Origin of the sequence: Paraburkholderia kirstenboschensis (genome assembly GCF_904848585.1) — a bacterium.
GTDB lineage: Bacteria > Pseudomonadota > Gammaproteobacteria > Burkholderiales > Burkholderiaceae > Paraburkholderia > Paraburkholderia kirstenboschensis.
In genome coordinates this window covers 86,351-100,224 of sequence record NZ_CAJHCR010000014.1, presented here as the reverse complement: position 1 = coordinate 100,224, position 13,874 = coordinate 86,351, and the positions used below count along the sequence as shown (strand labels likewise).

The window sequence follows — 13,874 nt, the reverse complement described above, 5'->3', positions numbered from 1 at the left end:
GCCAGCCGCGAACGTATCGACCGGCACGCGCATGATGCGGCTATGTGACAATACATGTCGCGTTGCGCTTGCAGATTCCTGCAAGCGCTCGATCCGCCTACTCAATTCATCCGACCGGCGTTGCGGCGCGGTCGCGAACCATCCGTGAATCGATCCGTTTCGGCTTCCTCCGTTGCTTCGGCTTCCTTCATCGAACTGCAAGGCGGTTTGCGCATGCCCTATGTCGAGGCTGGCGAGGGCGAATTGCTGCTGTTCGTGCACGGCTCCCTGTGCGATTACCGTTACTGGCAGCCGCAACTCGCCGGCCTTTCGAAGCATTACCGTTGCGTAGCGGTGAGTCTCACGCACTATTGGCCGATGACCGATACCGAGCCTGGCGCGCCGTTCAGCTGGAGCGCGCATGCGGATCAGGTCGCGCAGTTCATCGAGCGTTTCGGCATGGGAGCGGCCCACGTGGTCGGTCATTCGCGCGGCGGCTGCGTTGCGTTTCATTCCGCGCGCCGCCACCCGCAGCACGTACGCACCTTGACCCTCGCCGATCCGGGCGGGCCGTTGCAGATAGCCGGACGCCCGCCCGCAACCGTGCCGGAAACGGTGAATGCGTTGCGAGCGCGGGCGGCGCAGTTAATCGAATCCGGCGAGGTGGAGGCGGGCTTACAATTGTTCGTGGATTCGGTGAGCCGCCCCGGTTTCTGGGCGATGAGCACGCCGGCTTTTCGACGCATGGCAACCGACAACGCGGCCACGCTGCCGCTGCAACTGCGCGATCCGTTGCCGGCCTACGTGCCGCAGGAAGCCGCCGAGGTGCGTTGCCCCGTGCTGCTGATAGACGGCGAAAAAAGTCCGGAGATGTTTCGGCGCACTGCGGCCGCGCTGCACTCGTGGTTGCCCGACGCACGCCGCGAAACGGTGCGCGGCGCGTCGCACGGCATGAATCTCGCGCATCCATCGGCCTTCAATCGTTACATCGACGAATTCATTCGCGCGACGAACGCCAGATGACCGGCGGATCTTTCAAACGGATTGCTTACGCCTTGCGATGCGCGTCCTTGTCGAGCGCGCGTTCCGCCGCTTCGCCAACGAGACCGTGATAATAGAGATGCACGCCGATCGCGAGCGAGTCGTTGCGGATTTCGTGAAAGGCTTTCCACGCTTTGACCGGATCTTTGAACAGCAGGTAGTGCGCTTCATGCGCGATCAGATCGGCGACTTCGTGCAGGCCGTGCCCATGCAATACGTCGACGAGCGCGTCGAGGCTGCGATGCGTGCGCGCGTCGGTGCGTGGATACAGCATGTGCAGCACTGCGACGTCCTGCGTCTTCAAAGCCGCCGACAGCGCGACGACGATGTCCTGATGGTTCAGCGCACTGACGGCGCTGTCTTCGCTATGGACGTGGTCCGGAAAAAGCGTTTCAAGAGAGGCGTTCATTCGGGTTCTTCCTGTTCTTCCAGCTGATTAAAAAGGCCCGCCTAAGCGCGGCGGGCCAAGACAGCGATGTGTCCGCCGGGCAAGCAGAACACGAATTCAGTATCGCAGAAGAGCCGCTGCGCACTCAGCCCGGCCAAAGCAAAACATTGTTGCTGTTAGCGTCCCAAGGCAGCGACTCATGAAGCTCACGCGAGCGCGAGGTTGCGGGTACAACGTGTGGGCAACGCGCGCCGGAACGCGGAGTTCTCTGCACGTCCTGTGCCATCGAAAAAAAGCGAAACTCCCCCGCGAGAAGTTCGTCTGAGGAGACCAGACCTTCTACAATCGGAAGCGACCGGGCACCACCCGCCGCAACCGCAAGTGAAGCGAAACGCAGCAGCGAACCATAGGAGCGACCCTGATGCAGCAGCCTGAAGCCCTCGGCGGCCTGTCCCACTCGGGCGGAATCGATCACCGCGAACCCGAGCCAGACGGCGTATTCATCCCGACGGAAAACCTCAACGTTGCGAGCGCTACGCAGCACGTGCTGAAGTCGGGCGACACCTTCATCGTCAACGATCCTCTCGGCGATATCACCGGACACGACGACGGCCTGTTCGTCAACGATACGCGCGTGCTCTCGCAACTGCGTCTCACGTTCGGAGGCCGCGCGCCGTCGCTGCTGTCGGGCAGCGTCAGCAGCGACAACACGTCGTTTACCGCGCATCTGACCAACCGTCCGTTGCCCCCGCTCGGCGGCGACAGCACGCCTGAGGGCGTGATCCACGTCGAGCGTGTGCGCGTGCTGTCGGGCACGGTGCTCAACGAAGCTATCGAACTCACCAACTACGGCGCGAGCGACGCGATCGTTCCGCTGTCCATTTCTTTCGGCAGCGACTTTCGCGACATGTTCGAGGTGCGCGGCCTGAAGCGCGTGAACCAGGGGCGCGTCGAGGCGCCGCGCGTCGAGAACGACGAAGTGTTGCTCGGTTACGTCGGCCTCGACGACGTGGCGCGCAATGTGCAGATCGCTTTCGCGCCGCAGCCCGACAAGCTGTTCGCCGACCGCGCCGACTACACGATCAAACTGCCGGCCCAGGCGTGCGTGTCGATCTATCTGTCGATCGCGGTTCAGGTGGTCGCACAAACGCCGGATGCGCCGAGCGCCGGCGTGTCGTCGCCGACTCATCCGCTGAGCGAAGCGCATATGTCGCAGATCGACACCGAGCGGCCGCGCGTCGGCCGTGCCGCGGTGCGCGCCGCGCTGGTCGATGCGCACCTCGTCATGCGCGAACGGCGGCGCGTGACCGCGCGCGTGCGTTCGAGCAATCCGCTTTTCAACGCGTGGATCGACCGCTCGCTTGCCGACCTCGGCCTGCTGACCACCGACCTCGCGACCGGACCGTATCCGTATGCGGGCATTCCGTGGTTCTCCACGCCGTTCGGGCGCGATGCCGTGATCACGTCGTTGCAGACGCTCTGGTTGCAGCCGCAACTCGCGGCCGGCGTGCTGCGTTTTCTTGCCGAGCATCAGGCACGCGAGAACTCGCCGTTTCGCGACGCCGCGCCGGGCAAGATCATGCACGAGATGCGCAAGGGCGAAATGGCGGCCACCGGCGAAGTGCCGTTCGCACTGTATTACGGCGGCGTCGACACCACGCCGCTCTTTATCGTACTGGCCGGCGCTTATGCGGCTCGCACGGGCGACATTGCGCTGATCGACGAACTGTGGCCGGCGCTGGAGCGCGCGGCCGGCTGGGTCGCGGGTGTATGCGACAAGAATCGTTATGGGCTGCTCGACTATCAGCGCGAGTCGGACGGCGGCCTCGCAAACCAGGGCTGGAAGGACAGCCACGATTCCGTGTTTCATGCCGACGGCCGCTTCCCGGATGGTCCGATCGCGCTCGTCGAGGTGCAGGCTTATGCGAGCGCCGCGTTCGACACCATGGCCCACCATGCAAAACTGCGCGGCCTGCACGACGCAGCCGCGCAATACAAGGCGCGTTCGAAGAGACTGCGCGAGTGCGTCGAAGAAAAGTACTGGATGGAAGAGTCCGGCTTCTACGGCATCGCGCTCGACGGTCACGGCGAGCTGTGCCGTGTGATGGCGTCGAATGCGGGCCACCTGCTGGCTTTCGGTTTGCCTTCGCGTGAGCGTGGCGAAGCGGTGGTGCGCGCGCTCGACTCCACGCTGTTTCACACGGGCTGGGGCGTGCGCACGTTGGCCGCGAGCCAGTCGCGTTTCAATCCCATGGCGTATCACAACGGCTCGGTCTGGCCGCATGACAACGCAATCTGCGCGCGCGGGCTTTCGCATTACGGCGGCAAGGCAGCGGCGGTGCGACTGTTGCAGGCGCTGTTCCAGGCGGCGGTCAATTTCGACATGCGCCTGCCCGAGCTGTTCTGCGGGTTCCCACGCCGACGCGGCGAGCCGCCCACCGCCTATCCGGTCGCCTGCCTGCCGCAGGCGTGGGCAGCGGGTTCGCCGTTCATGATGCTGGAGGCGTGCCTTGGCATCACGATCGACGCCGAACGCCGCGAAGTGCTGATCGAGCAGCCCATGCTGCCTGAAGGCATCGACTGGCTGGAAGTTGGCGATCTGCGGGTCGGTGACGCGTCGGTGTCGATCACCTTCCGCCGCATCGGCGAGAAGGTGGTGGCCTCCGCCGAACAGGGCGATGTCCGGGTCGTGGCGCTTCTGTGACGTAGCCCGCGCCGTTCGTGCCCGTTCGCGGCCCGTTCGCGGCGGTATGGCCCGCCGCCGGTCGTCAGCTGATTTTGCCCTCTGACTGCGTCCGCTGACCGGCCTCGGCTCAATCGGGCTTCTTCAGGCCGCTTGGATTGGCGGGCGTGCCGGGCGATGCCTCGGGACGCGGCGGCCGGGCGCCTTCGTCTGGGGCAACGATAATGCCCGAGCCGACCGGCAGCGACGTGCTGCCGGTTGCCGGCGCGGAAGCTGGCGCTGGTGGCTTCGCGCCGCCCGCCGAGCTTGTGTCCGCGCGGGGGCGGCTGGTCCCTGAGCCCGCGGTGCCGCCCTGCGCATGTCCTGTCCCTGCGAACGCGAGCGCCAATGCTGCGATTGCGACGAGTCTCGTGGACATGACGGCTTCCCTCCGTCTGAATGTGGCGATAGCGCACGGCGGTACGCATGTGCATCGCCGGATATGCATATCGAATTCATAGCCCAGCCCGGAGGGTGGGTCAATCAGGGGGAAATACTCCGTTTTGATTGCACGCCGCACGGGCACGGCAGGCAGGCCCCGGCACGTTGCGCCCGCACAGCGGCATGCGGATTGCGGAGGTGCGAGCGCTGCGGACGCCAGGTCTTACACGGGCGGCATTAGTCTCCGTGAAAATGGGCGGGACCATCACGCGAGTCAGTATCTACGCGTCGTGCGCGCTCACGCCGTATCGACGCTCGCATCCCGATCTGCGTCCGGTTCCGGCTCGCAATCCGCGCTCGAAATTCGGTAGGTGCCTTTGCCCGCCTTTTTTGCGTTGTACATTGCCTCGTCGGCGCGCCTGATCAGGTCGTCGACGGGTTCTTGCGTCTCCGCCAGCGCAATGCCAATGCTCGTGCCGATAACGATGGTGCCGCCCGCCGTTAGCGCATACGGCTTCGCTATTTCACGGATCACGCGCTGCGCGATCGCAACGACCGGGTGCAGCGCAGCGTTCTCGACGATCACGGCAAACTCGTCACCGCCGAGGCGCGCGGCAAATTCGCCATGCCGCAGAGTTTGCGTAAGGCGCGTCGCGACTGTTTCCAGAACTTCGTCGCCGGCGGTGTGGCCGTGCCTGTCGTTGACCTGCTTGAAGCCGTCCAGGTCCATGTACAGCACGGCGGTCCGCGTATCGCTGCCGCGGCGCGCGCTCGAAAGAATCTTCTCAAGACGCTCGCGCAGCTCGCGCCGGTTTGCAAGTCCGGTAAGCGAGTCGTGGCGAGCGAGATACAGCACTTTGGCTTCGCTGTGCCTGCGCTCGGTCACATCTTCGATAATCACGACGGCGCTGCCGTCCGGGACAGGATTTCGTGTCAATTCCAGCTGGCGGCCGTTGGGCAGCGCCAGTGCGAGAGGGCGCCGTTTTTCATGCAGCCACGCGGTGCATTTTTCCGTGAACTGCTGACGCAGCCGTTCGCCGAAGTGTGCAAAGGCGAGATGGCCGATGAACTCCGGTAGCGGCACGTTCAGTTTCAGCGTGTCGAGCGTCGCGCCGAACAACTGGGCGGTGCGGCTATTCGCAATGGCCACCTTTCCCGACCGGTCGATGGTGCAAAGCCCATGCGGCATGTGAGTGAGCGCGGCATCGAAGCGAACTGCGAGTTCGGCATGATTCTGCTCCGCGATCATCAGGGCGACGAGCCCCCTGTAATGGCGCTGCACGATAGACATCATGGCGCCGACGTAGAGCAGCAGAGGGGGCACGAGAACCCACGAACCGTCGATAGGCGAGAGCAGGGCGCCCAACCCGATTGGTATCGACACGAGGCATATCTGAGCGATCGCGAGGCGCGGTACCGCAGCGTTCCTCGATGCGACTCCCCCGAGAATTCCCGATGCGACCATGATGGCGAGCGATGCCAGAGTGGTGTCGGCGGTGCCGACGCATCCCATCGTCCCCAGTCCGAGCATGAGGCTCGTAGCGAGGCACAACGGAGCGTACGCCGCGGCCCACGGACGCGGATTGAGCGGGTTGTTCCGGTTATGCGATGTGTACGCGTGGATGATGCTCAGGCGTCCTAGCAAAACCCACGCATCCGCGAGCAGCCAGAGAATCGCCCACGGCTGATGCAGGCGCGTGTAGGCCACCGCGGCGACGAAAGCGCTGGCAACCACTGACATCAGCAGAGGCCACCTGTTGTCGAAAAGCGTCGACAATAGCCGGGCACGGATAGACGGCGATACGGCTGCGCCAAGTTCGGGCGGAGTCGCGAGAATCGACTTTGAAACGGAAAGATTTACTGCCATGGTGCCGCTGGGGTCAGTGCGGGGCGGAGCTGCATTCCCTGTCTTAACGGCGGGGGACAGCGGTTCTTTATGGGGAATTGCCCGAGGGCCGCGCTCGCGGCTCTTTGGGCTTGCAAACGTAAAGTGGTCTGACTCGTTCCCGTCGAAGTTGCGTTGACGAGTAGCTCTCGTCATCGGCTACGCAACGAGTTGCCACGGTTAGTCGCTGCGTTGCGTCGCGAACAACGATACGGAGCTTGGGCCGTGACGCATCACGAGTGAACGACAGGCGTCCACAAGGTGTTCCGCATCCATCGGCTTCGTCAGGAAATACCCCTGGACGTGGTCGCAGCTTGCGTCGCGCAGCGTGCGTAGCTGCTGCTCCGTTTCGACACCCTCGGCCGTCACTTGCATGCCTAGTTCGTGCGACATCTGAATGATGCCCCGGATAATCGACGCGGTGGCTGTGTCGCGACCCAGCCCCGCCGTAAACGAGCGGTCGATCTTCACCGTATCGGGCGAGAAATCGGCAAGGTAGCGCAGGCTGGAGTAACCGGTTCCAAAATCGTCAATGGCGATGCGCACGCCGAGGCGCTTGAGCGCCATGAGCGTTTGCTGCGCAAGCGACGGGTTTTCCATCAATGCGCTTTCGGTCAACTCGATCTCGAGACAACGTGGCGGCAATGCATGCTTGCGCAGCGCGTGGTCGACCACGGCGACTATCGTGTCGTCCCTGAGTTGACGCGCTGACACATTCACCGACATGCAAAGCCCCCTTCGTCCGGCAGCGCGCCAGATTGCCAGTTGCGCGAGGGCTGCATCCATGACCCAAGCCCCGACTTCAACGATGAATCCGCTTTCTTCCAGTATGGGGATGAAACTTCCCGGTCCGACCATTCCTCGCGTTGGATGATTCCACCGGACAAGTGCTTCAACGCCTTTCACCGCCAATGAAGCCGGCTCATGAATGCCCTGGAAATGAAGGACGAACTGCTCGGACGCAAGCGCCATAGGCAGGCTGCGCTCCAGTTCGAAATCGCCAAGTACATCGCTCGACGCTTTGTCGGCAAAGCGGAAGCCGTTGCGGCCACCCTTTTTTGCCGCATACATTGCGATGTCCGCGCTCGTGAGGAGCGCCTCGTGGTCCCGGCCATGCTCAGGAAAGAGAGAGATGCCGATAGATGCCGTGACGAATGGCGTAGCGTTGTCTTTCCGAACGTCGCACGAAAAGACGTTGAGAAGAGACTGCGCCAACGTTGCTAACGCAACCTTGTCAGTCTCGCCGCTGATGATGACTGCGAACTCGTCTCCTCCGAGGCGCGCAATGCATGCGTCGGAAGGCAGTGCCTGCTGAATGGTATTCGCGATGTCCTGCAACAGACGGTCGGCGGCCGTATGGCCCAACGTATCGTTAAGCACCTTGAATCGGTCCAGGTCGATAAACATGAGACCGAACGGAACGTTCTGCGTGCAAAGTGTTTTCATCCGCCGAACGAGGGCGCTACGGTTAGCGAGACCGGTAAGTCCATCGGTGTGGGCTAAACGGTCGAGCGCCGCGAGGCGTTCCTGTTCCGACGTGATGTCCTCGCTAACGCCGATAATGCGCACCACGTTTCCGGACTCATCGCGGACCGGATAGGCCGTGCTTCTGATCCAACGCAGGCAACCATCGGGGCGCCGGATGCGGTATTCAGAGCGGCCTTCGACCCCTTCAGACGCGATGCGATGCATCTCCGCCAGCAACGGCTCCAGGTCCTCAGGCAATACCAGATCGAGCCACGCCGAGGGCCTCGTGATGAGCTCGTGAGCCTTAATGCCGAACACGGGCTCAACGCCCGCACTCACATGATGAAAGTGTTCGAAATGCGCGCTGTATGAGTAGAACACGAGCCGAACATGCGACTCCATCTCATGCATGAGCTGATTCCGCTCGCGGAGTGCTTTTAGCAACTCGCACTGCTGAGTGACGTCTTCTGAAGCACACAGAAGCGCGACCACTGCGCCGTTCTCACCAGTAACGGGTGAGAGCGTCGAATTCCACCATTTGGTGCGTCCCTTGGTCGTAGGGCAACTTCCAGTGAAAGACGTGCTCGTTCCCGCAAGAGCAGCGCGCCAGGCGTGCTCGGCTGCTGTGCGCTCGTCGCCGCTCCAGAAATTGAGCCAGTCCGCGCCGGCGAGTTGTTCTGGAGAGTCCGCTTCCATCAACGCGGCCCCATGCTCCGACACACGCAGCATTTTTGCATCGGTATCGAGCACCTTCAGGCAGTCGCGATTCGCGTTCAGAAGCCCGCTCGCCAGTGCAATGGCGGCGCGCTGCCGGGCGTGGTCAGAAGCCAGCTTTCGACCAATAGCCACGAGCCCGGCGACGCCTGCGGCCAGTGCCAATGCAAGACGCAAGGTAGTCGCCGCTTCACTGGCGGCGCGATGCACCAGCGTTCCTATGCCGACACCAGCGGCGACAGCAATGAGGAGACTTGCTAGCGGTAAAGTGCTGCGTTGACCGTACTGACCAAGAAAATAAGAAAGGAACTGCTGGTTGCGGGCCGACGAGCTAGTGGCGCTTGCGTGAGCATCGCCCCCCGACCGATCGAAATTGGAATGTTTAGGGCGCCATGGCGCTTTGAATCTCACGCTGTTCTCCGACTACCTGTTCGCGCGACCGCTCGAACGCCGCGTGTCACTACGTCTTTACTATTACGGTCCATTTGGACGAATCTTTAATGGCGGCGCGGCGGGGAACGGGCGGTTCTTCGTCGGGGCGCGTTGAGCGCGTGCCGTTGTGCCGGTTGTAGCGCGCAACCGGAGGCGAGTATCCTGGCAACTTGCCGGGCCTGTCGAGGTGCCCCAGCTTTGTTGAAACGCCGCTCTACAGATCCGTAACCGGCCGCCGATAAGATGCATGAATGCGTGCATGGGTTGAGAATGAACAACGAGTCGGAAGCCGTGCGGATAAGCGAACGAGCGAAGCTCAACGCCGAGCGGCGAGATGCAGTCCCTTTTGGCGTTATCGGCTCGACGCCGAAGCAGACAATGACGGTAAATACGAAATGACCTCTTTCAAGATTCACGACCACGCGGCCGAGCAGCCGCAAAAATGTTCGGGGTGCCGGGACACAACGCGCCCGCCCATCGAGATCGAGTTCGCTTTTCAGCCCATCGTAGACGTAAGCGCCAGCACTATGTTCGCGTGCGAGGCGCTCGTGCGCGGTCCAAATGGCGAATCTGCCTATTCGGTGCTGTCGCAAGTCGACGATGCAAACAAATATCAGTTTGACCAGCACTGCCGGCAGGTCGCCATTGCCAGTGCGGCCGCGCTGGGTCTCGACGCATTTCTGTCCATCAATTTCATGCCCAACGCGGTCTATAAGCCAGAGGTCTGCATCAGGAGCACCCTTGATGCAGCGCGAACCCATGGCTTTCCCATCGAGAGAATCATCTTCGAGACGGTGGAAGGTGAGCATTTGACTGATCGCACTCATCTCGTCGACATTTTCCGGACGTACAAGGAGTTCGGCTTCCTGACGGCAATAGATGATTTCGGAGCCGGTTATTCGGGACTCTCGTTGTTGGTCGATTTCCAGCCTGACATCATCAAGCTCGACATGGGCCTTTTACGCGGCATCGATACTGATCACGTGCGTCAGCGCATTGTGCGAGGCGTCCTGTCGATATGTGAGGATTTAGGCATTCGCGTGGTCGCGGAGGGCATCGAAACCAGGGGAGAGCGTGACTTTTTCATCGCCCATGGCGTCAGTCTCATGCAAGGTTATTTCTTCGCAAAACCGGGCTTCAGATCTATTCCGACAGTCGATGAGACCGCATATCTAAGGTAGCGGTGATGCAACTCAGCCCGACGTTGCCGCGCCACCCTATTAGCTAGCGTCCGCAAGCGGCGTACCTGCGCCGACCTCCCAGTTGCTTTTTCGATGCGACACGCCCGCGCCTCGCTCACAAACGACTTGCAGACCTCGGGCGCTTCTCTCCACGATGCACATGCCCGCCTCAACTCCGGCGCCACTGCACCGCTTTCCATGGCGGGCATAGCGGTTGCGTATCGCTTACGGCCCATGCGACGTGGTGCATGCCGGGTCATTGAAAGTACCACCGCGGCCAATGGGTCGACGACGCGCAATGTCGGGGTTGTACCGACGGCGCTATCTCACGTGCATGAAAGGAGCGCCGATCTGAAGACTGGTTCGGACGTTCGCGATACTCAGGGAGGTAATCATGGAAGCAATGAAGAAAGCAATGCTCTGTTCAGTACTGGTGGCAGCTTCTATCGGCACCGCGTTCGCGCAGGGCGCGGGTGGCGGCGGGAGTGGCGGTGACGGTGGCGGCAGCGGTGGCGGCACCGGGGGCACCAGTGTAGGGGCAGGCGGATCTAGCGTAGGTGGCGCGAACGGGGCGGGCCAAGGTGGTGGAGGGATGAGTGCGCCCAATGCGGGTGGGAGCGGGGGAGCAAAGTCCTCGTCAAAGGGTTCCCATTCGACAATGGCGCCTACCCGCAAGCCGCAAAAGGGCGCGCAGGCCAAGGGCGCGTCCGATACGGCAGCCTCCAGCGCGCAGTGAGCGGCCTTTAGCGTCGCCCGCGCAGGTTCGTGGCTCTGACGCCTTGCAGAAGAACAGCGGCCCACCGTATGGTGGGCCGCTCGCGGTGAACTGCGTCAATTTGTTCGCAACCGCACTCGCTACGATTTCCTCACGCGCGCTCGACTGAATCCTTGTTCAGCATACTTCGCGGAATCGACAGAATAAGGATGCAACTGACGAGCAAGCACGCGCCAAGGGCATAAGTGCCATTGTTGATATTGCCGGTCAGGTCTTTCGCTACGCTGGTAATCATCGAACCGGTGAAGCCAGACAGGTTTCCAACGGAATTGATGAGTGCAATGCCGGCAGCAGCGGCAGTGCCCGAAAGAATCTGTCCGGGGAACGTCCAGTAAATCGGCATCAGACCAAGAATCGCACACGTGGCAATAGTCAGAAACACAATCGACAGTGCAACGTTGTTCGCGAACGCCGCACTCAGGATCAGGCCGACGCCGCCAATAAAGGCAGGAATAGCCGCGTGCAATCTGCGCTCGCCGGTCTTGCGCGAGTGCCAGGCGTTCAAGATCATCGCCACAACCGCGCTGAGGTACGGAATAGCGGTCAACAGGCCGATGTTCAAAGTGCTCTTCACACCAGAAGCCTTGATGATAGAAGGCAGCCAGAAGGCTAAGCCGTAGAAGCCAGTGTTGAACGTGAGAAGAATAAAGGTCAACAACCAGACACGCGGGCTCTTCAGCGCAGCTGCAACGCTGTGGGTCTTCCTGGAGCTTTCCTGTTCAAGATTCCTTTGCAGCAGAGCTTTCTCAGAAGCCGTCAGCCAGGTCGCCGATTGAATCCCGTTCCCCATGCGGAAAAGCACGACGAAAGCGACCAGAATGGAAGGAATGCCCTCTAGCAGGAGCATCCATTGCCAGCCTCCCATGCCGAGCAGACCGTGCGTGTTTTCCATCAACCAGCCCGAGATGACGCCACCAAGCGTCAGGCTGACCGGGATAGCAATCAGGAACCCCGACATGGCCACGCTTTGGCGCCTGGCGGGGAACCAGTAATTCATATACAGGATGACCCCAGGGAAGAACCCGGCCTCGCACACTCCCAGCAGGAACCGGAGAATGTAGAACATCGTCGAGGTCTGGACATGGAAGAAATGCGAAAGAGGGGAGATGAATGCCAGTGACGAGGACACGATGCCCCACGTCACCATAATGCGTGCAATCCAGAACCGCGCACCGTATTTGTGAAGAAGAAGATTGCTGGGCATTTCAAAGAGGAAATACCCCCAGAAGAAGATGCTGGCGCCCACGGCGTAAACGCTGTCGCTAAAACCAAGTGCATCGAGCATCTGCAGTTTCGCAAATCCCACATTGACACGGTCGAGGTACGCGACCACGTAGCATAGAAGCAGCAGCGGCAGGATGCGCTTCAATACCTTCCGGTACAACTGTTCTTCGACCTCGCTGGCTGCGGCGGGCGCCGCCGCTGCCTGAGTAAGGGTTGGCATGGGACTGTCTCCTTTTGGTATGTCCTCTGCGAGAAATGCCCGGCTCGCTGTTACCGATAACATCGGCAGGCAAAACTTTCCCGCACGGGAAAATGTTATCGGTAACGAAGGTAGCATGATGCACGCTCCAACGGCAAGCCAGGGGAATCTACCTAGGCGCGCTATACCGACTGCCGTATCATGCTGAGTCGTTGCAAGTCGGTTATGCCACGTTCGCGCCGACTCGCTCATGAAAGCAAACCACCCAGAGATCGATGGGCAATATCCGCATCAACGACCGTATCGTCAGCGACCCGCATGCCGGTCCACCTCGCATGTCGGACGTTGCGCGTATCGCGGGCGTTTCGAAAATGACGGTGTCTCGCGTACTGGCGGGGCACAGCGTGGCGCCAGCAACTCGGGAGCGCGTGCAGCAGGCAATCGACGACCTCGGCTACGTGGCCGACGCCGCGGCAGGCGCGCTCTCGTCCGGGAAGTCGGAATTCGTCGCCGTGCTTGTCCCGTCTCTCGCGAGTTCGAACTTCTCGGATACCGTGCGTGGGCTATCCGCCGCGCTGGAGCCTCATGGGCTGCAAATCCTTCTGGGAGATACCGACTACGACCTCGCTCGCGAAGAGCGACTGGTTCGCTCGATGCTCAGATATCAGCCTCGCTGCATCGCGCTGACCGGGTCGCAGCATACTGAAGGAACCCGGCAAGTACTTGAGCGCTCGCGCATCCCCGTGGTGGAAATGTGGGACCTGCCAGCCAATCCGATCGACATGGCGGTCGGCTTTTCGAACGCCCGGGCAGCGCGTGAGATGGTGCGATATCTCAATGACCGCGGTTACCGGAAGATCGGTTTTCTGGCCGGCGCGAGTGACCTCGATCGGCGCGGTCTCGAACGCCTGAAGGGCTACCAGCACGAGATGAAAGCACAAGGGCTCGGCGAGCCCCGGGTGATTCGCTTTGGCGAATCGCCCATCACCATGAGTCACGGCGCTCCCGCGCTCGATGCTCTTCTCGAACGATGGCCCGATACCAATGCTGTCATGTGCGTGAGTGACATGTCGGCGTTTGGCGCCATCATGCAATGCCACCGTCGCGGACTTCGCGTTCCCGCAGATATTGCAGTGGCGGGCTTCGGTAATTTCGAAGTATCCATCTGCTGTAACCCGACGATTACGACCGTGTCGGTCGACGCCTACGGTATCGGCTCACGCGCGGGGCAGCTATTGCTGTCGTCGGTCGCGTCGGCCACACCGCGCGCGGTACCCGAGCGCCGTAAGTTCACTATCGATTACACGGTGATTTCGCGCGAAAGCGCGTAACCTTTCCTGGTGCACAGCATCTGCGCAGCGTGATAACATCAATGGATGTTACCGATAACAGATTCACCGGATCTGTCTGCACGGAAACCGCAGCGAGCGCCCCGAAGGCGCTAACGCTGTCGCAGCAATGGCGATAGTCGCTAACAGATTGCACC

At 61.6% G+C, this 13,874-nt stretch carries 10 protein-coding genes; 5 read left to right on the top strand and 5 right to left on the bottom strand.

Annotated elements, in window-relative coordinates; genetic code table 11:
• Nucleotides 1–144: 144 nt before the first annotated feature.
• Nucleotides 145–1,002, top strand: a complete 858-nt coding sequence (locus tag JMY24_RS27960; protein ID WP_413231274.1) for an alpha/beta fold hydrolase — start codon at nucleotides 145–147, stop codon at nucleotides 1,000–1,002.
• A 25-nt stretch (nucleotides 1,003–1,027) separates the two neighbouring features.
• On the opposite strand, the gene JMY24_RS27955 is transcribed toward JMY24_RS27960, so the two are convergent.
• A complete protein-coding gene (locus JMY24_RS27955) occupies nucleotides 1,028–1,429 on the bottom strand; it encodes a hypothetical protein (RefSeq protein WP_128597091.1) in 402 nt (133 codons plus the stop codon).
• Nucleotides 1,430–1,829: 400 nt separating this feature from the next.
• Between JMY24_RS27955 and JMY24_RS27950 the strand changes: the two genes are divergently transcribed.
• Nucleotides 1,830–4,112, top strand: a complete 2,283-nt coding sequence (locus tag JMY24_RS27950) for an amylo-alpha-1,6-glucosidase (RefSeq protein WP_201703305.1) — start codon at nucleotides 1,830–1,832, stop codon at nucleotides 4,110–4,112.
• A 109-nt stretch (nucleotides 4,113–4,221) separates the two neighbouring features.
• On the opposite strand, the gene JMY24_RS27945 is transcribed toward JMY24_RS27950, so the two are convergent.
• The 3 genes from JMY24_RS27945 to JMY24_RS27935 form a co-directional block, all read right to left on the bottom strand.
• The gene (locus tag JMY24_RS27945; protein WP_201703304.1) at nucleotides 4,222–4,509 is read right to left on the bottom strand and encodes a hypothetical protein; all 288 of its coding nucleotides are present in this window, start codon (nucleotides 4,507–4,509) and stop codon (nucleotides 4,222–4,224) included.
• 300 nt (nucleotides 4,510–4,809) lie between these two features.
• On the bottom strand, nucleotides 4,810–6,378 hold the full coding sequence (locus tag JMY24_RS27940) for a sensor domain-containing diguanylate cyclase (protein WP_128597856.1): 1,569 nt from the start codon (nucleotides 6,376–6,378) through the stop codon (nucleotides 4,810–4,812).
• A 198-nt stretch (nucleotides 6,379–6,576) separates the two neighbouring features.
• Entirely contained in the window at nucleotides 6,577–8,787 is a 2,211-nt protein-coding gene (locus JMY24_RS27935) for a putative bifunctional diguanylate cyclase/phosphodiesterase (RefSeq protein WP_236597541.1), read from the bottom strand.
• Between the two features lie 617 nt (nucleotides 8,788–9,404).
• Between JMY24_RS27935 and JMY24_RS27930 the strand changes: the two genes are divergently transcribed.
• A complete protein-coding gene (locus JMY24_RS27930; protein ID WP_128597854.1) occupies nucleotides 9,405–10,190 on the top strand; it encodes an EAL domain-containing protein in 786 nt (261 codons plus the stop codon).
• A gap of 394 nt (nucleotides 10,191–10,584) precedes the next feature.
• A complete protein-coding gene (locus JMY24_RS27925; protein WP_128586209.1) occupies nucleotides 10,585–10,926 on the top strand; it encodes a hypothetical protein in 342 nt (113 codons plus the stop codon).
• A 130-nt stretch (nucleotides 10,927–11,056) separates the two neighbouring features.
• Here the strand turns inward: JMY24_RS27925 and JMY24_RS27920 are convergent, their stop codons facing one another.
• The gene (locus tag JMY24_RS27920) at nucleotides 11,057–12,409 is read right to left on the bottom strand and encodes an MFS transporter (RefSeq protein ID WP_128597853.1); all 1,353 of its coding nucleotides are present in this window, start codon (nucleotides 12,407–12,409) and stop codon (nucleotides 11,057–11,059) included.
• Between the two features lie 254 nt (nucleotides 12,410–12,663).
• Here JMY24_RS27920 and JMY24_RS27915 point away from each other — a divergent pair, with 254 nt between their 5' ends.
• Nucleotides 12,664–13,719 (top strand): LacI family DNA-binding transcriptional regulator, encoded by a 1,056-nt coding sequence (locus JMY24_RS27915; protein ID WP_193425367.1) that lies wholly within the window; start codon nucleotides 12,664–12,666, stop codon nucleotides 13,717–13,719.
• The last annotated feature ends 155 nt before the right edge of the window (nucleotides 13,720–13,874 follow it).